The sequence below is a fragment of the Halorubrum californiense DSM 19288 genome, from assembly GCF_000336875.1.
In the GTDB taxonomy this organism is placed as follows: domain Archaea; phylum Halobacteriota; class Halobacteria; order Halobacteriales; family Haloferacaceae; genus Halorubrum; species Halorubrum californiense.
The window spans coordinates 1-18,308 of sequence record NZ_AOJK01000002.1 but is presented as its reverse complement, the minus strand read 5'-3'; the positions used below and the strand labels follow the sequence as shown (position 1 = coordinate 18,308).

The following is an 18,308-nucleotide window of genomic DNA, read 5'->3' as shown; positions in this document are numbered from 1 at the left end:
AGCGGCGGGGAGAAACGGCTCGCTGGCCTCGCCGGTGTGCTCGTCCTCGAACCGAGTGTGGTCGTGCTCGACGAACCGCTCGCAGGGCTTGATCCCGACCGGTCCCAGCTGGTCGCGGAGCGGATCGAGCAAATTCACGAGGACGGTATCAGTGTCGTCCTGTCGACGCACGACCTCGAATTCGCCGCCGAAGTCGCGGACCGCGTCTGCGTGATGGCCGACGGCAACATCATCGGAGGCGGAACACCCCGAGAGGTGTTCTACGACGACGCCCTGTTGGCTGACGCGAACCTTCACCCACCGAGCGCGGTTCGTGTGGCTCGTGACGCGGAGCTGGGGGCGACGGCACAGCCGGTGACCGAATCGGACCTCGTGTCGCTCCTGACAGAGGCTGGGAATTCAAATACCGCACCGAAACCCTCCACAGACGGACACAGACATGACTGACCGCCTTTTTCGGCATCTCTTACGACTTCTTGATGAGACTCAGTCGGGTGGTCGGAGCCTACGTGAGCGATATCCCACGACTCGGGAGTACTGTGATATTCGAAGATAGATCACCGATAAAATCAAGAACAAGATCATGCGCACGAGCTTCAACATTCCCGATGACCTCCTGTCCGAGTTCGATGAAACGTGGCAAGCAGAAGGATTAAATTCGCGTTCGCGTGGCGCCCGCGAAGCGATGCAAGAGTACATTGAGGCACACACCAGATTGGAAGATATCGAAGGCGACGTCGTCGTCGTCATGGCCTTCGATTACGAACACGAAGCGGTTATTGAAGACATCCACAACGTACAACACCAGTTTCAGGACGTCATCACGACCACAAATCATATCCATGAAGGAGAGTGGTGTCTCGAGACGCTCTTTTGTAACGGGCCAGCCTCGCGCGTCCGGACTCTCACCTATCGCTTGCGCGATTTCGATACGGTGAGTCGTGTTAAATTGATGCTCCTCGCCGAGCACTGAGCGGTGTTCAAGACTTGATGCGCTGATCGATGTGAGCATTGCCCAGTGAGGCGATCGAGTAATCCACCGCTTGGACATTCGGCACTGCCCGAACGCTGTTGACGAATCCAGATAGTGCTTCTGTGGCCCCCTCTAAAACGTACAACTCCATACAGTACTGGTCTTGGACGTGTGTGTGGGTAGTTGCGGAGACGATAGCATCGTACTCGTGGCGTACTCTTGTGAGACGCTCCTGGACGGCAGGTTGACAGTACTCGAAGACGACCGTTACCGTACACATCTGCTTTTGTCCCTCGATACGTTGCTCTTGAAACTCTTCGAATAACGTGCGTGTGCCTTCGCGAACGACTTCGCTTCGGCCACTGTACCCGTGTTCTTCGGCGAACTCGTCGATGCGTTCCAGCAACGCCTCGGGCATTGAGATGCTAACGACGCTCATATATTAAAGTTTTATTCAGCCTTATTAGTTTCTGTTATGACGATAAGACATAAGCATAATAATTAGTATTTTAGTGTAGTATATTCATAATCAGAGTATGCCGTCCAACGACGACCCGATCCCGGTAACGATTCTCAGCCGAAGCCTCGGAGCTGGCAAGACGACGACGCTCAACCACATTCTTAGTAGCGAACAGGAACTCAACGCCGCCATTTTAGTAAACGATATGGGCGAAGTGAACGTCGACGCCGACCTCGTCGAACGCGAGTCGGATCTCACCCAGAACGACGACGAAATCATCGAGATGTCGAACGGGTGTATCTGCTGTCGGCTTCGCGGGGACATGCTTGATGAGGTAGGCCGATTAGCTGAAGAGCGAGACTTCGAGTACCTCCTCGTGGAGTCGTCTGGGATCAGCGAACCGATTCCGGTCGCACAGACGTTTGCTCGCGGGTTCGAAGACGCGGATTTCGACCCCACGGGGGTCTACGAACTCGATACAATGGTCAGCGTCGTTGACGCGCACAGCTTCTGGAAGGGGTTTGATTCCGGTCAGGCCCTCACCGATGACTCCATCGATCCACAAGGGAACCGCGTCCCAGAGGAGGCGCTGATGGATCAGATCGAGTTCTGCGACGTCCTCTTGTTGAACAAGTGCGATCTTGTCCCCGACGATGAACTTGAAGAGATGGAGGCAGTGCTACGGGCGCTCCAACCGCGAGCAAATATTGTCCGAACCGAACACGGGGCAATAGACCCCAGAGAGATCCTGAATACAGGTCGGTTCGATTTCGATCGCGCAAGTCAGTCCGCCGGATGGAAGCGTGAACTCCAGCATGGCCATCACCACGAGTCGGCCGCCGACGAACACGGGGTCACCTCGTTCGTCTTCGAATCCCGCCGACCGTTCCACCCCGAGCGGATCGCTCGCTTCTTGGCTGACCTCCCCGATGGCATCGTTCGCGCGAAGGGCTTCTTCTGGTCCGCCGGTCGCGAAGACATCGCCATGGGTCTCGACAAAGCGGGCCAGTCGGTTCGGGCCGGTCCGAAAGGGACGTGGATCGCCACGCTCCCGAAGGCCCAACAGGAGCGCTACTTCGCCGCCCGTCCCGGCATCAAAGAGGACTGGGACGACCAGTGGGGCGACCGGGGATCAGAGTTCGTGTTCATCGGCCGCGAATTCGATCAGGAGACACTAATCGAGCGACTGGAAGACTGTGTCCTCTCAGACGCAGAGATGGGGGAAGACTGGAACAAGTATCCGGACCCGTTCACCGCCGACGACCAGCGCGAACTCGTACTGGCTGACGACTGATGGCTGTCGACGAGCAACCCCCGGTCACGATCCTGAGTGGCGGGCTCGGCGCCGGAAAGACGACCCTGCTCAACCACCTCCTCACGGTTGGCGGCGAGGAGTACGATATCGCCGTTCTCGTCAACGACGTCGGCGAAGTAAACGTTGATGCCAACCTCATCGAGAACGGCTCTGAGCTCTCGCTGGAAGACGGCGGCGTCACGGAGCTGTCGAACGGGTGTATCTGTTGCGGCCTCCAGAACGAACTGGACCAGGAGTTGCTGCGTCTGGCCTTCGACGAGGAGTTCGATTATCTAGTCATCGAAGCCTCGGGGATCAGCGATCCGGTCCCCATCGCCCAGCGGTTCGTCTCGCCCGCACGTGCGTCGACGCTGTACGATCTCGATACGACCGTAACGGTGGTCGACGCCGCACAGTTCCATCAGTCGTTCGTCGACGGTCGTCCGATCAAGTCGACGGATGACGGCTCTCGACCGCTTTCGGACCTCCTCGCCGAGCAGGTCGAGTTTTGCGACGTACTCGTCCTCAACAAGTGTGACCTCGTCACGGAAGACGAGCGCGAGGCGGTCGAACGCGTGCTCGAAACGCTCCACCCCGAAATCGACATCACCCGCACGACGGAGAGCGCCGTCGAACCCGACGACGTTCTCGGAACTGGACGATTCGACAGAGAACAAGCGAAAGGATCCGCCCGGTGGAAGCAGGTGCTCTCGAGCGACCACGGAGGGGCCGGAGAGCCGGAATCAGCAGAGATGGACCACGGTGGCGGTCATAGTCACGACGAGAGTTCCGAGCGTGACAACGGTCACGACGGTACCCACGATGGTCAGGGTGACGACCACGATCACCGTCACCCGCCGGAGGAGTTCGGCGTCGGCTCGTTCGTGTACGAGCGCCACCGGCCGTTCCATCCGGAACGGTTCACCCAGTGGCTCCGCTCGTTCCCCGAGTCCGTCGTCCGGGCGAAAGGACACCTGTGGGTCGCTGGACGCGATCGATACGCGCTGGACTTGAGCCAAGCGGGTACGCAGACGCACGTCGAAGTCAACGGCCGATGGGCGGTCACGGTCCCCGAGTTCCAGCGTGAATACTATCGAGAGTCACGACCGGATCTCCACTGGGACGAACAGTGGGGAGACCGTGAAATAAAACTCGTCTTCATTGGTGCTGGAATGGACGACGCGACCATCGCTGCTGCCCTCGACGACTGTCTCCTCTCAGAATCGGAGATGGCGGGGAACTGGGACGAACTCGAGAATCCGTTTCCGGGGACGATGGACCGGTCTCAGCCACCGATGGAACAGCGTCTCGTGGTCGGTGAGGGACAATGACCGAAAATCACTCAGAGCTCCCGTCGGCGGCGGACCGACGGACGACGGATCAAGACGGTCACGACTGCGTCGATCCCCTCGGTGTCGCAATCGTGACCGTCTCCTCGTCCCGAGGAACCGCCACGGAAGCAGACCCAACTGATCCCGGCGGTGACGCCGTCGCAAACATTCTCGTCGACGCAGGTCATGTTGTCACGTCACGTCGGACGGTTCCGGATGACTACGTCCGAATTAAGACCACTGTGAGCGAGTGTCTGGATCGGTCGGACGTTGACCTCGTCGTGACTACCGGCGGGACGGGAGTCACGGTCGACGACGTCAGTCCGGACGCGGTGAGCGAGCTCTTCGATCGCGAGCTATCAGGCTTCGGCGAGGCGTTCAGGCGGCTCTCGTGGGAGGAGGTCGGAACCCGCGTCGTCGCGACCCGCGCGACGGCAGGTATCGCCCGCGACGTCCCAGTATTCGTGCTGCCCGGAAGCGTGAACGCCGCTGAACTCGCCACGGCCGAAATTATCGCGGAGGAAGCCCCGCATCTCGCCGGGCTCGCGACGCGACACAGGGTGGAGTAGATGCAGGGTTCCAAAATGTATCAGGAGGTAATCCTGGATCACTACCGCAATCCTCGAAGGTGGGGGCGCCTCTCGCCAGCTACCGTCTCTCACACTGGCGAGAACGCTTCCTGTGGCGACGAACTCACGTTCGACCTCAGACTCGCCGAGGACGGTGAAACGATCGAAGAGGTCACGTTTACTGGAGAGGGCTGTGCGATCAGCATCGCGAGTGCGAGCCTGCTCGCCGAAGAGCTCCCGGGAATGACGCTCTCGGAGGTTCATGACCTCGACCGTGAGGACGCCCTCGATCTCTTGGGAATCGAGCTGACGCCAATGCGCGTCCCGTGTGCTGTACTCGCGGAGGAGGTGGTTCAGGACGGCGTCAAGAACTATGAGGGGGGTACGTAACCGATGACACTGTACGGAATTGGGCTGGGGCCGGGCGCGACTGACCTACTCACGGTTCGCGGCAAGCGACGGCTCGAATCGGCCGACATCGTCTACTCACCCGGACGACTGTCACGGCGCGTCGCGGCCGAGTACGTTCCCGACTCGAAACTGGGTGACCTCGAGTTCCCGATGACGACCGACCCCGAAGAGCTGGAGGCGGCGTGGGAGGCGGCGGCCGCGGAAGTCGCGCCGAACGCGCGCGACGCCGACGCGGCGTTCGTCACGCTCGGAGATCCCTGTATCTACTCGACGTTCGGACACCTGCGTCGGACGCTTCGCGAGCAGCATCCCAGCGTCGACATCGAAGTCGTTCCGGGTGTCAGCAGTGTGACGGCGTTCGCTTCGGTCCTCGGGATCGACATCGACGCTGGCGCTGAACTGACGCTCCGCGAGGCAACCGACGGAGAAGCACCGATCGGTCCGAATCGGTTAATCCTGTTCAAAGTGACTGACGCACCGACGACCTACGAAAAGATGACTGAAGCAGGGTACGAGGTGACGTTCGGACGGCGACTCTTCATGGATACCGAAGAGGCCCTCGTTACGAACGATCCCGGAGAGGTAACTGATCGAGACTACTACACGCTCGCGTACGCAAAGAAACGGGCAGCGACTGGGTCTAAGTGACGGGCTGACGCTGTCGGTCGTCCGAGTAAGACCAACGTGAACTAGCCTCAGGCGATAACGCCGAGGGTTTCTAGTTCTTCCGTGGAGTATTCCGCGCGGAGTTCTTTGGTCGAGTGTTCGCTGAGGATTTCCGTACGCTCTTCATCACTCATCTCGGCTAGGTCGCTGAAGCAGTGACACATTACATCCATTCATTCGGGCTACGAGTAGGAAAAACCTGTTAGCACCATTCTCAGGGTTGTGTAATACGGATTTTGAGATAGCAATAATTAGTAATTCCACGACTCGCATTAGTTACCACGACACAGGTTACTAAACTTAGATTTCAGTTAGTGTTTCTTATTAACTTGAGTGACTAAAATCACAGTCTTTATTAGCTAATCTGCTAGTATTATCAATAGATGCCTCGATACACCCGACGTCGACTCATCGTAGCTGGACTCGGTACGGCAACCATCGGTGCGCTCGCGGGCTGTACATCGAACAACAGCGACTCCGGCGCGGCGGAGAATGACGGCTCAACAGCGACAGAGAATACCGGGCCGGAAGCCCAGTCTTCGTTCTTCGTATTCGGGGACTTAGCCAGCCAGGTTGCAGGCGACACCGCGACCGCAGAGACGCTCGTCCCGATCGGCCAACACGGCCACGGGTGGGAACCAGGGCCACAGATTCAGGGAACAATCCTCGAATCTGACCTTTTCCTCTACGGGATGGAGGGATTCCAGCCGTGGGCTGACGACCTCGTGACGAGTCTCGGTGACGACGACGCCGACGTCGATATCGTCGCTGCCGGTGCTGGTATCAACCTCATCGAAGGCGGTCACAACCACGATCACGGTCAGGAAGGAGATCATGAGGGCAAACACGAGGAAGGTCACGACGGTGAAGGAGAGCACGATCACGGTGGGGAGACTCCCTGGGAGTGGGCTGGCCTCTACCACCTCGAAGCTGGCACCTACACGCACACGTTCCACGAGGGCCCCGATCCGAGGATGCAACTCGCCGTCATCGCGACCGACGAGGGTGGCGACCACGGCATTCACCACGTCGAGGAAACTGCGGCCGCCCTCTACGGCGACCACGACACGCACACACCGGTCGAAGGCGGCGGAACACTCGCGCCGTCCAGTGAGTCACTCTATCACCTCCAGTTTGCGGACTCCGGTGAGACGACGTTCTCCATCGATATTGAAACAGAGGGTCACTATGTCCTCTTTGCCCAGCACGCTCCCGCTGAGTTCGACGCGACGCTCACCGACGGCAGTGGGTCGGTCATCGAACCCGAAGTGACTGAGAGTGCGGGCGGACATGAGCACGAGAGTGATAGCGAGCATGAGGGTGAACACGGCCACGAGGAGGGAGAAGCCGATCACGAAGGCGAGGAGGGACACGGCCACAACCACTCCGGCGGAGCGGACCCGCACTTCTGGTTAGACCCCGAGCGAGCGAAGCAGGCCGTCGACAACATCCGGAGCGGGTTCGTCGACGTCGACGGCGACAACGCCAGTGCCTATGCCGAGAACGCCGAGTCGTACCGTAATCGTCTGGACGAACTCGACGAGTCGTTCCAGTCCGCGCTAGAGGGCGCCTCGAAAGACGTCGTGTTCGTCGCTGGTCACAACGCCTTCCAGTACCTCGGTCAGCGCTACGACTTCGAGGTCCGGACGCTGACGGGACTGTCACCGGACGACCAGCCGACGCCGAGGGATATCGAACGGGCCCAGGAGATCATCGCCGAACACGACCTCCAGTACGTCTGTGCGGATCCGCTCGAATCTCAGACGGCGGCGAACCAGCTCGTCGCAGAGACCGACGCCACCGAAGTCCTCCCGCTGACGCCAATTCCCGGACAGACCCAGGAGTGGGCCGATGAGGGCTGGGGCTACATTGAGATCATGGAAAACATCAATCTCGAGACCCTGAAGCAGGCCCTCGACGCAGAATGAGCGACACCACGTCTGGCGACACGGAACCGGAGTGGGACGGGAACGCCGAGCCTGGCCCATCCGAGAGCCCTCGTTCGGGACTGATGGCACTGGTCGTCGGCCCAGCGGAGAGACCCGTCTGTACGATTTATCCGCCGGACGTGGCTGTTCCGTATCGAACAACAACCTGGATTACGGCGTACGAGAACTCGTTCGTCGACCTCGACGACTACCGATGACGACAGCAACGACGGAGCGGCAACAGTCGGGAAACCCCCTCATCAGAGTCGACGACGTCACATTTGGCTACGGAGGGGCCCCAGTTCTCGAGTCGGTGTCGATCGACGTCGAGCCCGGCTCCTTTCTCGGACTGGTCGGGCCGAACGGAAGCGGCAAGAGCACGCTGCTTGACTTGATGCTCGGACTTCGTCGACCAGACGAAGGCACGGTGTCGCTGTTCGGCGAACCCGCCCACGAGTTCGACGCCGGCGAGCGGATCGGATACGTCGCACAGGACGCGACGAAGGCGGCGCGCGATATGCCGATCACGGTTCGAGAGGTTGTCGAGATGGGTCGGTACCCGCGGCGGCTTTTCGGTCGATTCTCGGCAGCGGACCGGCAAGCGATCGAAGACGCGCTGGAACAGGTGGGAATCACAGACCTCGCGTCTCGCCGGGTCGGTCGACTGTCCGGTGGCCAACGCCAACGGGTGTTCATCGCCCGTGCGCTCGCCTCAGAGGCCGATCTGCTCGCGCTCGACGAACCGACGGTCGGCGTGGATGCCGAATCCAGAGAGGAGTTTTACGGCCTCATCCATGACCTGAACGCGACCGGACTAACCGTCATTCTGATCGAGCACGATATCGGTGTCGTCACCACACACGCGACGGATGTCGCCTGTCTCAACCGTCAGTTGTTCTTCGACGGCGACCCGGAGGAGTTCGTCGAGACTGATGCTCTCTCGCAGGCCTATGGGAAAGACCAACACATCCTCCAGCACGACCACAAATGATGTTCATATTACGTCGCCTCGGAGAGGGCGTTCCACTCGACAACGTGATAGCGACTCCGCTTTTTGCTGTCAACGTCCTCGCCCCTATCGAGTGGTTCCTCAACTACGTCTTTGGTCCCGGAATGAACGTGTTGGCCGACCTGCTCGGCATGCCGATGCTCGAATACCCGTATATGCAACGTGCCTACCTCGCTGCGTTGTGTATCGCTCTCATTGGGCCGGTCGTCGGGACGTTCCTCGTTCATCGAGAGATGGCGATGATCAGCGATACGCTCGCACACACAGCCTTCGCCGGCGTCGCCGTCGGGTTGTTCCTCAATTCGGCCTTCTCGCTCACGCTGTCGCCGCTGCTCACCGCATTCGTGGTCGCAATCGTCACGGCGCTACTCGTAGAGTTGCTCGTCGAACACGCCGGAGCGTACAGCGACACATCACTGGCGATTGTTCTGACAGGAGGGTTCGCGGTCGGTAGTATCCTCATTACTGCCACCGACGGCGGCATCGCGGTCGGTATCGACGCCTACTTGTTCGGCAGTTTGGCGACTGTCTCGACGGAGAGCGTCGGTATCCTCGTGTTAATGAGTGTCCTCGTCGGTAGCCTCGTCACGCTAGCTTATCGGCCACTTTTGTACGTCACATTCGACGCGACGGCCGCCCGCGCGGCGCGACTGAACGTCCGCCTATACAAACGCCTCATGGTCGTGCTCACGGCGCTGGTCGTCGTCAGCGCGATGCAGATTATGGGCGTCATCCTCGTCGCTGCGATGCTCGTCGTTCCGGTCGCCGCTGCGGCGCAAGTCGCGGAGAGCTTCAAGCAATCCATCTTGCTGGCGATCCTCGCCGCCGAGTTCGCGGCGATAGCCGGTGTGATGCTGTCGTACGTCTACGGAATTGCGGCCGGCGGCTCGATCGTCGTCGCGGCGATTGCCGTGTACGCCGTCGCGCTTAGTAGTCGAAAGTTGGGGTATCGGCTCTCGATCGCACAACGGTTCAGTGATCGTCAGTCTAAGCACCACCGAAAAGAACTGGAAGTCGACGGAGGAAAACGAGAGTGACGGTCGGTAGGTTGACCGCTGATCACCCACTGAGTGGTGATCCCCCCTACGAGTACGTGATTGTTGGCGGCGGAATTCACGGCACCTGTCTCGCAAACCACCTCATTACGGAGGGGGGATACACGCGCGACGAGATTCGGATCCTCGACCCGCGCGAGGAGTTACTCGCTTCGTTCGCCAAGAAGGCCAATCAGTGCGGCATGGAGACCCTCCGATCGACGTTCGTCCACCACATCGACACCGAGTCGTTCTCGCTCGAGTCGTACGCGGAAGGACACCACCGAGCGAACGAACTCGTGTCGACGAAGAACTACCCAGACCGACCGACTCTCGACCTGTTTCTCGACCACGCTCGCGACGTTATCGGGCGCCGTGAGCTTTCCGACTGTCATCATCGGTCGAAGGTAACCGATGTTACCCGGTCTGCGGGCACAGAGACGTATCTGGTGGAAACGGGTGCGGGAGCGATTGAGACTCACCGCGTCGTCTTGGCCGTCGGGCTCGGGGCGACGCCGACGCTCCCAGAGTGGACGGCGTCGCTCCCGGACGACGCGCCCCTCAAACACATCTGGGACGAAGCGTTCGACCCGGCGACGCCCGGCCCGTTCGAGGGGCGAACGTTCGTCGTCGGAGGCGGTATCACTGCCGGGCACCTCGCCTGCCGTCTGGCAGAACGGACCGCGGTGACGCTCCTATCGCGTCACGAACTCGAAATCGAACTGACCGAGGCCGACCCGCACTGGATCAACTGGCGTCACATCGGCAAAGAGATCCACACGCTCCCGCCGGGATCGGAGGCCCGTCTCGATCGGGTCCGAGCCGCCCGCAACGATGCCACGATCCCACCGTACGTTGAGCGACGACTGGCCGAAGCGCGTGACGGTGGTGCGCTTGAACACAGGCAAGGCGAAATCACGTCTGCGAACCCGACAGACGAGGGGCTGTCCCTCCGCTTCGACGACGGCAAGAGAGCGACGGCCGCACGCGTCGTCCTCGCGACCGGACTCAAACCGGTTCCCGAGCAGCCGCTGGTCGGCCGCGTCAGCGAGTCACTGTCGCTCGCACGCGGGGTCAAGGGATTCCCCGTTCTCAACGATCGAACCCTCGCGTGGAGACGGACCGACGGCACTGAGTCCGCGGTGTACATTTCGGGCGCGCTCGCGGAGCCCAGCGTCGGTCCTTTTGCTCGCAATATCGTCGGTGCCCGCCGGGCCGCGGAACGGATTCTCGACCCACCAGATCAGGCGGAGACAGACCCGCTCCCGATGAGCTCTCGAAGAGGATCGTGACGTGGCTTCGACCGATCTCACGCTCGCTGTCTCGCTTGGAGCACTCGATCGACTCGCACGGCCCGCCCACGCCCTCGAAGATGCCACTACCTGGACCAGCCACGTCGGGATCGTGTCCTCGGAGCCGTCGTACATCGAACGACGACGGGTGCGAGAGGCCGAATACCACCAAGAGTTCCTGTCCGGACCACGTTCGATAGCGGAGGCGCTGACGGCGGTCCGAGGACACTTCGAGACGGAACGATACGTCTTCGTCGGGACAGACGAGACCGCGAGGGTGGTACAGACAGTACCCGACTGGACGTTTCAATTAGTGACCGACGCTGCGGACACCGCGGACTGGGCGATTGAGACTACGTCCTCAACTGGCGGCAACTGGCCGTAGCGAGACGAAAGAAGCTGAATATATAACGCGCTCGCCTGTCGCGGTAAGACAACTAGTTTGTAGGACTGGAAACTCGCTCAGACTATCCACGAGTAGCGACCGGGAAATCAGAGAAACCGCTTGTCGGCCTGTTCTGATCGGATCGTGGATTCCGACGCATCGAGCCAGCCAGTCTCCACCTTGGACGGGATATCGAACTCGGGAACGAACGGCTTGATATCAAGCACTGGTGTCCCGTCGACAACGTCGATTCCGCTCACGGTCAGTTCTTGTTCTTTGACGGACTCGATTGCCACAACGGAGAGGCCAATCGGATTCGGACGTTGTGGCGCCCGTGTCGAGAAGACTCCTCGTCGTTCGTCATCGAGAAACGGTTCGATCCGTAGGGGAGATTCATCGCTAGATGCGTGAAAATGGTACAACAGAATACAGTGCGAGAACTCGGCAAGATCCGCTAATCCATCCGCATACGACGCCTCGATTTCGACAGTTCCTGTGACTGAATCTGCTCCGATCGGTTGAATCGGAATTCCTTCTGCTGATTCGAACGGCGTCCGAATCACTCCAATCGATTCGTAGCTGAACGTGTCTTTGGGCACATTCGCGGCTTCGTCTTCTACCGAAAAATCAGTACCGTGACCGAGACAGATCTTTTCCGCGGCGTAGTGATTGCTCAGTGATTCTCGTGGATGTGGTTGCGCAACGAATCGGTGTCGTCAAAATTCTCGTCGCACTCGGCACACGTGTTATGATGAAGTGCGACGTGCTGGGTCACGCCAGCAGCGCTCTGGAACTGTGCATCGCAGCTGGAGCAGGTGTACGACATTACATTAACAACTCGGGGACACATATACAAGAATTTTATTAAGAAATGACCAGTATTGACTGCTTCAGAATATTAACTTGGACCGCATACTAACTAACTTCCGAGCTCAAAACGAAACCAAACGAACCGAATAGAGCGCTAGCGAAGCTGGTCCGCCCGCTCTCGGAGCGCTGTCGGTAGGCTTGCGTCGTCGACCAGCGCACCGAGTTCTGTCGTCGCTCGGCATCGACCGAGCGCGTTCAACGCGTTCCGGCGGAACGACCCGTTGAGGCCGTCTGCGACGACGATCACGCGAAGCTGTGTCGTCGCGTCTATCTCGGCAAGCTCGCCAATCGCCGCTTTACGGGTCTCGTGTGGCGCGTTCTTGTTGACGACAGTCCGGAAGAGGGATTGTGGCGAGGACATCGTCAGTCCGCGAGGCCGACCTCTTCGGCACCATCATCGGTCGTTTCAGTCGACTCCCCGGTCGTCTCTCCCGGTTCGGCGGCATCTTCGCCGTCCCACGTCGGGAACCGGTCGTCGAAGGCGGTCCAGTCAGCGTCCATTTCCTCGTCGGTCAGCAGGGCCGCATCAAGGTCGGTGCGGAGCGCATCGTGGTCCATGTCCGTACCGATGAGCACGAGCTGGGTCCCTCTGTCACCCCACTTGTCGTCCCATATCTCTTCGAGCTCCGGATTGGCCTCGAAGTAGCTCTCGCGCTCGTTCTCCGGCAGCGTCGCAATCCAATTACCAGCCGACCCAACTCGGATCGACCGTCCCGCGACGTTCAATCCGAGTGCCATTTCTTCGCGACCCGCCAGCCAAAAGTGGCCCTTCGACCGGACGACGTTTGCGGGGAACGAATCGAGGAGATCGGCAAACTGCTCGGGGTGGAACGGACGGCGCGACGTGTAGACGAACGACGTGACGCCGTGTTCCTCTTCGGCGGACTCGTGCGGCTGCTGGAGCTCCCGTAGCCACCCCGCGGACTGGCTCGCCGCTTCGAAGTCGAACCGTCCTGTGTCGAGGATCTCACCGGGATCGACCGCGCCGTGTTCGGCTCGGATGATCTCCGCGCGGGGTTGTAGCACCTCGATCATCTCTTCGATCTCGTCGAGCGTCTCCTCGTCGACGAGGTCGCACTTGTTCAACAGCAGGACATCACAGAACTCGATCTGTTCGATCAAGAGGCTTCCGAGGTCTTTCTCGGTGTCGCCGTCCATCAGCGATTCCTTCGAATCGAACGTCGTCCAGAACTGGTGGGCGTCGACCACAGTGACGGTCGTGTCGAGTTCGTAGTAGTCCATCACTTCGATGCCGGTCTCCTCGTAGAACTCCGTGGGGTCGAGGTCTCCTTGGTCGAATCCCATGGTGAGCGTCTGGGCGACCGGCAAGGGTTCGGCGACGCCCGTCGATTCGATGACGAGGTAGTCGAACTCGCGGGCTTGTGCGAGCTTAGCGAGTGCGTCCAGCAGATCGCCGCGTAGCTCACAGCAGATACAGCCGTTCGAGAGTTCTATCAGGTCCTCGTCGTCTTCCGAGATGTCCGAGTGTTCGGCGACGCGCTCGGCGTCGACGTTCACCTCGCCCATGTCGTTGACGAGGACCGCGACGTCGAGGTCGGTTCGCGTGTTCAGGAGGTTGTTCAGCACGGTGGTCTTGCCCGCGCCGAGGTTGCCGCTCAGCACCGTGACGGGAATTGTCTCTCGACTCATCTGTTATTAACACCATAGCGCATATTATTTATAATTAGCTTTCTACTACCTTGTGTTGTTAACAGTGACACCAGAAGTAGCCCGCAAACACGAGTCGCTCGACGTAACGATTGTCGGGGCAGGTGCCGCAGGCGTCGGTGTTGGGGCCGTCCTCGCGGATCTGGGTCTCGACTCCTACGCCATCCTCGAGCGAGACGAAGTCGGGGCATCGTTCCAACAGTGGCCAGACGAGATGCGTCTCATCACGCCATCGTTCCCCAGCAACAGCTTCGGCTGCCGGGACCTGAACGCTGTCACGACTGACACCTCACCCGCATTCGCGCTCGACCGTGAACACCCGACCGGTGGAGAGTACGCCGAATATCTCCAAGGAGTCGTCGATTTTCACGATTTGCCCGTCCGAACCGGCGTCGAAGTGGAGTCGGTCCAGCGACACGACGACGGGTTCGTCCTCCATACGTCGACAGGCGTCATCCAGAGCCGGTTCGTCATCTGGGCGGCCGGACAGTTCGGGCAACCGAACGACGATCCGTTCCCCGGTGCGGGTCACTGCGTCCACAATACCTGGGTCGAATCCTGGAGTGCGTTCGCCGACGAGTGTGTCGAGGACCCCATCGTCATCGTCGGCGGGTACGAGAGTGGTATCGACGCGGCACTCGCACTCGCCGACCTGGGTCACGAAGTGCTCGTCGTCGACGAGGAAGGGCCCTGGCAGTTCCGGGGCCCCGATCCGAGCGAAGTACTCTCTCCGTATACCAGCCAGCGGCTGCGGGAGGCCCTCGAAGACGACGCACCGATCGCCCTCGAAGACGGAATCCGGGTCGAGCGCGTCGACGTCGATGAGGGGACGTTCGACGTAATCGGTACTGACGGAGCGTCGTACACGACACGGAATCGGCCAGTGCTCGCAACTGGATTCGAGAGTGGGCTCGGTCTCGTCGACGAACACTTCGATTCCGAGAACGGCCAGCCCAGGCTGACCGAACGAGACGAGTCGACTATCACTCCCGGCCTATTTCTTGCCGGTCCACAGGTCGCGCACAACGGTCAACAGTTCTGCTTCATCTACAAGTTCAGGCAGCGCTTCGCCGTCGTCGCTGACGAAATTGCCACAAGACTCGACGTCGACCGAACTCCCCTCAACGAGTACCGTGAGAAGAGCATGTTCCTCGAGGATCTGTCCTGCTGCGAACCTGATATGTGCGACTGCTAATCATGGTACGAGATACTTCGAACAAAGACGGTGGAACCGAGCAATCGAACGAGGCGAGAGACAATGACCGACACGTCTGCCGGATGACGGGCCGCGAACAGGGTCTCGTCGGCAAGTACGACATCTGGCTCTGTCGGCAGTCGTTCCGTGAACTGGCTCCGAAGATGGGATTCAAAAAATATGACTGACGCACGGAGCTTCACAGGCGACGCCCCATCAACAGAGAACGACGGGAAGGAAACTGTCGTAGTCGTCGGGAAAGAGAGCGTTGGGAAATCAGAGCTCGTCGCCGGTCTCTCTGGGACGACGCCGAAGACAGGGAACTTTCGGGGAACGACTGTCGACATCGAGCGATACGATTCGGACGAGTTCGTCTTCGTCGACACACCCGGCATCTTGCTCGGGACGGACACAGAGACCACCCGGGCGGCAATCAGCGCCGTCGAAGAGACTAATACGGTCCTCCTCGTCGTTCGCGCGACGAATATCGACGACGACCTCGAAGACCTTCTACCGCTGGTACAGGGAAAGGTCGGCGCGATCGCAGTGACGTTCTGGGACAAGGTTGAGAACCAGCCCGAGGCGCGTGAAAAATTGAACGCGCTCGCCGACGACCTCGGTGTCCCGCTCGCGCCGGTGGACGCACGAAACGTCTCCCGCGTCGCAACTGACGGCGGTGGCGCTGCGATCGACGGGGGTGACCGAAATCAGCTGGTCAGCGCGCTTCACAACGCCGACGAGTTCCCGGGCCGGGTCAATCGGCAAACGGGAATTCATCTCGACCCGCCAGAGACGGTTCTCGAACATTCGCTTCTCGGCCCGTTCGTCAGTATTGCCTTGCTCCTGTTGCCTGCCGCGGCCGCAGTTCAATTCGCAAACGCAGCGGCGGCCGAACTCTCTCCCCGAGTGAGTACTCTCTTGGAGCCCTCGGTCCAGTGGGCCAACAATCTTCCAGAACCGCTCGCAGCAGTTCTGGGTGGGGACTACGGCCTGCTCTCGATGGGACCGTTCCTGTTCGTCTGGGCTGGCCCGACGATCCTCATCTTCGCGGTGTTCATGGCAGTCTACAAGCAGAGCGGACTCGTCACGCGAATTACCGCCTCACTCCATCCACACCTTCGTCGGGTGGGTCTCACCGGCCGTGACCTCGTTCGCGTCGTCATGGGATTCGGCTGTAACGTCCCGGCAGTCACCAGCACCCGAGGGTGTTCGGACTGTACCCGTCGAACGACCGTCTCAGCGATTGGGTTCGGCTCGGCCTGTTCCTACCAGTTCCCGGCGACACTGGCTGTGTTCGCGGCCGTCGAGATGCCGTGGCTCGTCCTCCCGTATCTCGGGGTTCTCACGACCACGACGCTCGTCTATGCGCGCCTGATCGCTCCCGAGCGTGCGCGAACGGCGTCGCTCGCCACCGAAAACCGTGCGTTCCTCCAGTGGCCGACCTGGCAGTCCGTGTGGCGTGAGATCAGAACCGTAATTCGGAGTTTCTTCGTGAAAGCGCTCCCCGTCTTCGCCGGAATAGTCCTCGTCGCTTCGACGCTCGATTATCTCGGCGTCCTGGATGCGATGGGCGAGGCTCTTGGACCGGTGATGGGGCTGTTCAACCTTCCCGGTGAGACGGCACTCGTCGTCGTGATGGGGTCGATCCGCAAGGATGGCCTGCTTCTGTTGCAGTCGGATGGCCTCAGCACAATGCTGTCCGCGATGACCCCCGTACAGGTACTGACGGCCGTCTACCTCGCGGGAGTGTTACTTCCGTGCCTGGTGACGGCGACCACGGTCGCGAAGGAGCTCTCCCCGAGGTACGCCGGGCGGATGATGCTTCGGCAGGCGGGAGCGGCCATCGGCTTCTCCCTGCTCCTCGGCTGGGGTGGTGCAGCCCTGGTCTAGTCGATGACGAGCGAAACGATGACCCTCGCGTTCGAACTGGCTGCCCTCCAGCGGACCCGTGAGCCACAGGCAGTCGTCGTGGACGCGCGACGCTGGGCGCAGCACGTTGGTCTCCTCTCGGCGGATCCCGACGCCGCTGACGTCTTCAGCGCCGAGCACCTCGTTCGCCGAGATTTCCAGGTCAGGTCGACCTTCTTGAGCCTCCGTCGCCTCAGTTCCCGGTTCCAAACGGAGAGACACGTCTTGGTCGGAGACGCTTCGGAGCAACCGGAGTCCCTTCCGCAGGACGGATGGGAATATCTCGGACTCGAAGACGCCGCGACCGCTGCTGGCTGGGATCTGGAAGACCCGGAGACGACGTCGCGGACGCGATGGAGCCGATGGTCGGATCGCGTCTCCCGAACGCGAAAATAAAAATTGGGCTCTGTTGAAATCCTCTTCTTCAGACATTTATCTGTCTGATACAGCTGGTCACTGAAGAGTGCGAATGTACCACTATAGATCTTGCCAGATTTTGATGATCTCCAGAAGATCGTGCTGAATACAGAGCGCGTATTCGGCACTCCCAACGAGAGTGAAGGGAGCGCTTGAAACAAAAGTAACTCCTCAAGAGGATTGAAAGGACACTAATACAAAGTGTTCAGCGATCGTAGGGGGTGGTGTGAACCGACGAGCCGCCCTTACTGGCTTGGTGGGAATAGTAGCTGGGGGCGGTGCGCTTCTTGGAACGGGAGCGTTCACGACAGTTGAAGCCGANCGACGAGCCGCCCTTACTGGCTTGGTGGGAATAGTAGCTGGGGGCGGTGCGCTTCTTGGAACGGGAGCGTTCACGACAGTTGAAGCCGAACGGACGGTTACTGTTGAGACCGCCGGCGATGCCGATGCGTTTCTCGGTATCACTCCGTTTCCCGACAGTGCGAACGCCGATTATGTGACTGCGCCCGCGGATGGTACCGTTGAGATTGATATCACTGGTGAGGGAACAGNCACTCCGTTTCCCGACAGTGCGAACGCCGATTATGTGACTGCGCCCGCGGATGGTACCGTTGAGATTGATATCACTGGTGAGGGAACAGATGCACCTGGCGAAGGCGTTAACAGGAACGCAATCACAGAGGTTGATCGCCTACTTGAGGTGACAAACAACGGGACACAGAGCGTCGCGGTTGGATTTAACAATCAATACGCAATTGAGAATGACGACTACGGCGATCCGCCGGGAGGATGGGGCTACGCTGTCAACGACGACGAAAGTGCTGTCACCGTCATCTGGGCAAGTCCACTCCCGAGTGATATGGAGAAGTCACTGGAAGAGGTTCGACCTGATTTGGTC

At 60.0% G+C, this 18,308-nt stretch carries 23 protein-coding genes; 17 read left to right on the top strand and 6 right to left on the bottom strand.

What is annotated here, in order from left to right; genetic code table 11:
* Both C463_RS17270 and C463_RS00180 read left to right on the top strand, forming a co-directional pair.
* Positions 1-447 (top strand): AAA family ATPase (locus C463_RS17270; protein ID WP_152422345.1); only part of this gene is annotated, 447 nt, incomplete at its 5' end.
* Positions 448-583: 136 nt separating this feature from the next.
* Positions 584-973 carry a CopG family ribbon-helix-helix protein gene (locus C463_RS00180; RefSeq protein ID WP_008439993.1) on the top strand — a complete coding sequence of 130 codons (390 nt, stop codon included), beginning with the start codon at positions 584-586 and terminating at the stop codon, positions 971-973.
* A 7-nt stretch (positions 974-980) separates the two neighbouring features.
* Here the strand turns inward: C463_RS00180 and C463_RS00175 are convergent, their stop codons facing one another.
* Entirely contained in the window at positions 981-1,412 is a 432-nt protein-coding gene (locus C463_RS00175) for a CopG family ribbon-helix-helix protein (RefSeq protein ID WP_008439991.1), read from the bottom strand.
* A 97-nt stretch (positions 1,413-1,509) separates the two neighbouring features.
* On the opposite strand from C463_RS00175, the gene C463_RS00170 reads away from it, so the two are divergent.
* From C463_RS00170 to C463_RS00125, 11 genes are all read left to right on the top strand, one after another.
* Entirely contained in the window at positions 1,510-2,727 is a 1,218-nt protein-coding gene (locus tag C463_RS00170; protein WP_008439989.1) for a GTP-binding protein, read from the top strand.
* Complete coding sequence (locus tag C463_RS00165) at positions 2,727-4,058, top strand: GTP-binding protein (RefSeq protein ID WP_008439987.1); 1,332 nt, start codon at positions 2,727-2,729, stop codon at positions 4,056-4,058. The genes C463_RS00170 and C463_RS00165 overlap by 1 nt, the downstream gene beginning before the upstream one ends.
* Positions 4,055-4,627: a MogA/MoaB family molybdenum cofactor biosynthesis protein gene (locus C463_RS00160; protein WP_049905334.1), complete on the top strand. Its 573-nt coding sequence runs from the start codon at positions 4,055-4,057 to the stop codon at positions 4,625-4,627. The genes C463_RS00165 and C463_RS00160 overlap by 4 nt, the downstream gene beginning before the upstream one ends.
* Positions 4,628-5,017 carry an iron-sulfur cluster assembly scaffold protein gene (locus tag C463_RS00155; RefSeq protein WP_008439984.1) on the top strand — a complete coding sequence of 130 codons (390 nt, stop codon included), beginning with the start codon at positions 4,628-4,630 and terminating at the stop codon, positions 5,015-5,017.
* A 3-nt stretch (positions 5,018-5,020) separates the two neighbouring features.
* The gene (locus tag C463_RS00150) at positions 5,021-5,686 is read left to right on the top strand and encodes a cobalt-factor II C(20)-methyltransferase (RefSeq protein ID WP_008439983.1); all 666 of its coding nucleotides are present in this window, start codon (positions 5,021-5,023) and stop codon (positions 5,684-5,686) included.
* A gap of 401 nt (positions 5,687-6,087) precedes the next feature.
* Positions 6,088-7,632, top strand: coding sequence for a metal ABC transporter solute-binding protein, Zn/Mn family (locus tag C463_RS00145; RefSeq protein ID WP_049905333.1), 1,545 nt, complete (start codon positions 6,088-6,090; stop codon positions 7,630-7,632).
* Entirely contained in the window at positions 7,629-7,850 is a 222-nt protein-coding gene (locus C463_RS17265; protein WP_077152236.1) for a DUF7511 domain-containing protein, read from the top strand. Before C463_RS00145 ends, C463_RS17265 begins: the two co-directional genes overlap by 4 nt.
* Positions 7,847-8,623, top strand: a complete 777-nt coding sequence (locus tag C463_RS00140) for a metal ABC transporter ATP-binding protein (protein WP_049905332.1) — start codon at positions 7,847-7,849, stop codon at positions 8,621-8,623. The genes C463_RS17265 and C463_RS00140 overlap by 4 nt, the downstream gene beginning before the upstream one ends.
* A complete protein-coding gene (locus C463_RS00135; RefSeq protein ID WP_008439977.1) occupies positions 8,620-9,678 on the top strand; it encodes a metal ABC transporter permease in 1,059 nt (352 codons plus the stop codon). Before C463_RS00140 ends, C463_RS00135 begins: the two co-directional genes overlap by 4 nt.
* On the top strand, positions 9,675-10,967 hold the full coding sequence (locus tag C463_RS00130; RefSeq protein WP_193365848.1) for an FAD/NAD(P)-binding protein: 1,293 nt from the start codon (positions 9,675-9,677) through the stop codon (positions 10,965-10,967). The genes C463_RS00135 and C463_RS00130 overlap by 4 nt, the downstream gene beginning before the upstream one ends.
* A gap of 1 nt (position 10,968) precedes the next feature.
* On the top strand, positions 10,969-11,352 hold the full coding sequence (locus C463_RS00125; protein ID WP_008439975.1) for a DUF7124 domain-containing protein: 384 nt from the start codon (positions 10,969-10,971) through the stop codon (positions 11,350-11,352).
* 107 nt (positions 11,353-11,459) lie between these two features.
* Here C463_RS00125 and tsaA read toward each other — a convergent pair whose 3' ends face one another.
* The 5 genes from tsaA to C463_RS19490 form a co-directional block, all read right to left on the bottom strand.
* Positions 11,460-11,951, bottom strand: a complete 492-nt coding sequence (tsaA, locus tag C463_RS00120; RefSeq protein WP_049905331.1) for a tRNA (N6-threonylcarbamoyladenosine(37)-N6)-methyltransferase TrmO — start codon at positions 11,949-11,951, stop codon at positions 11,460-11,462.
* A gap of 74 nt (positions 11,952-12,025) precedes the next feature.
* Positions 12,026-12,178, bottom strand: coding sequence for a C2H2-type zinc finger protein (locus C463_RS20075; protein WP_008439973.1), 153 nt, complete (start codon positions 12,176-12,178; stop codon positions 12,026-12,028).
* A gap of 138 nt (positions 12,179-12,316) precedes the next feature.
* Positions 12,317-12,583, bottom strand: a complete 267-nt coding sequence (locus C463_RS00115; RefSeq protein WP_008439972.1) for a hypothetical protein — start codon at positions 12,581-12,583, stop codon at positions 12,317-12,319.
* A gap of 2 nt (positions 12,584-12,585) precedes the next feature.
* Complete coding sequence (locus C463_RS00110; protein ID WP_049905328.1) at positions 12,586-13,872, bottom strand: GTP-binding protein; 1,287 nt, start codon at positions 13,870-13,872, stop codon at positions 12,586-12,588.
* A 58-nt stretch (positions 13,873-13,930) separates the two neighbouring features.
* On the bottom strand, positions 13,931-14,089 hold the full coding sequence (locus C463_RS19490; RefSeq protein ID WP_239638830.1) for a hypothetical protein: 159 nt from the start codon (positions 14,087-14,089) through the stop codon (positions 13,931-13,933).
* Between C463_RS19490 and C463_RS00105 the strand changes: the two genes are divergently transcribed.
* Genes C463_RS00105 through C463_RS00095 form a run of 4 tightly spaced genes read left to right on the top strand, consistent with a single transcriptional unit; the run spans position 14,033 to position 17,389 of the window.
* Positions 14,033-15,085 carry an NAD(P)/FAD-dependent oxidoreductase gene (locus tag C463_RS00105; protein WP_239638828.1) on the top strand — a complete coding sequence of 351 codons (1,053 nt, stop codon included), beginning with the start codon at positions 14,033-14,035 and terminating at the stop codon, positions 15,083-15,085. The genes C463_RS19490 and C463_RS00105 overlap by 57 nt on opposite strands.
* 2 nt (positions 15,086-15,087) lie before the next feature.
* Entirely contained in the window at positions 15,088-15,273 is a 186-nt protein-coding gene (locus C463_RS17260; RefSeq protein WP_008439969.1) for a 30S ribosomal protein S14, read from the top strand.
* On the top strand, positions 15,266-16,975 hold the full coding sequence (locus tag C463_RS00100; protein ID WP_008439968.1) for a nucleoside recognition domain-containing protein: 1,710 nt from the start codon (positions 15,266-15,268) through the stop codon (positions 16,973-16,975). The genes C463_RS17260 and C463_RS00100 overlap by 8 nt, the downstream gene beginning before the upstream one ends.
* Positions 16,976-16,993: 18 nt before the next feature.
* A complete protein-coding gene (locus C463_RS00095) occupies positions 16,994-17,389 on the top strand; it encodes a DUF7124 domain-containing protein (protein ID WP_008439967.1) in 396 nt (131 codons plus the stop codon).
* Positions 17,390-18,308: the final 919 nt, after the last annotated feature.

Bases quoted from the DNA above. Each gene is read 5' to 3' on its own strand.
- C463_RS00180 (WP_008439993.1), top strand. From the start codon at position 584: ATGCGCACGAGCTTCAACATTCCCGATGACCTCCTGTCCGAGTTCGAT.
- C463_RS00175 (WP_008439991.1), bottom strand. From the start codon at position 1,412: ATGAGCGTCGTTAGCATCTCAATGCCCGAGGCGTTGCTGGAACGCATC.
- C463_RS00170 (WP_008439989.1), top strand. From the start codon at position 1,510: ATGCCGTCCAACGACGACCCGATCCCGGTAACGATTCTCAGCCGAAGC.
- C463_RS00165 (WP_008439987.1), top strand. From the start codon at position 2,727: ATGGCTGTCGACGAGCAACCCCCGGTCACGATCCTGAGTGGCGGGCTC.
- C463_RS00160 (WP_049905334.1), top strand. From the start codon at position 4,055: ATGACCGAAAATCACTCAGAGCTCCCGTCGGCGGCGGACCGACGGACG.
- C463_RS00155 (WP_008439984.1), top strand. From the start codon at position 4,628: ATGCAGGGTTCCAAAATGTATCAGGAGGTAATCCTGGATCACTACCGC.
- C463_RS00150 (WP_008439983.1), top strand. From the start codon at position 5,021: ATGACACTGTACGGAATTGGGCTGGGGCCGGGCGCGACTGACCTACTC.
- C463_RS00145 (WP_049905333.1), top strand. From the start codon at position 6,088: ATGCCTCGATACACCCGACGTCGACTCATCGTAGCTGGACTCGGTACG.
- C463_RS17265 (WP_077152236.1), top strand. From the start codon at position 7,629: ATGAGCGACACCACGTCTGGCGACACGGAACCGGAGTGGGACGGGAAC.
- C463_RS00140 (WP_049905332.1), top strand. From the start codon at position 7,847: ATGACGACAGCAACGACGGAGCGGCAACAGTCGGGAAACCCCCTCATC.
- C463_RS00135 (WP_008439977.1), top strand. From the start codon at position 8,620: ATGATGTTCATATTACGTCGCCTCGGAGAGGGCGTTCCACTCGACAAC.
- C463_RS20075 (WP_008439973.1), bottom strand. From the start codon at position 12,178: ATGTCGTACACCTGCTCCAGCTGCGATGCACAGTTCCAGAGCGCTGCT.
- C463_RS00115 (WP_008439972.1), bottom strand. From the start codon at position 12,583: ATGTCCTCGCCACAATCCCTCTTCCGGACTGTCGTCAACAAGAACGCG.
- C463_RS00110 (WP_049905328.1), bottom strand. From the start codon at position 13,872: ATGAGTCGAGAGACAATTCCCGTCACGGTGCTGAGCGGCAACCTCGGC.
- C463_RS17260 (WP_008439969.1), top strand. From the start codon at position 15,088: ATGGTACGAGATACTTCGAACAAAGACGGTGGAACCGAGCAATCGAAC.
- C463_RS00100 (WP_008439968.1), top strand. From the start codon at position 15,266: ATGACTGACGCACGGAGCTTCACAGGCGACGCCCCATCAACAGAGAAC.
- C463_RS00095 (WP_008439967.1), top strand. From the start codon at position 16,994: ATGACCCTCGCGTTCGAACTGGCTGCCCTCCAGCGGACCCGTGAGCCA.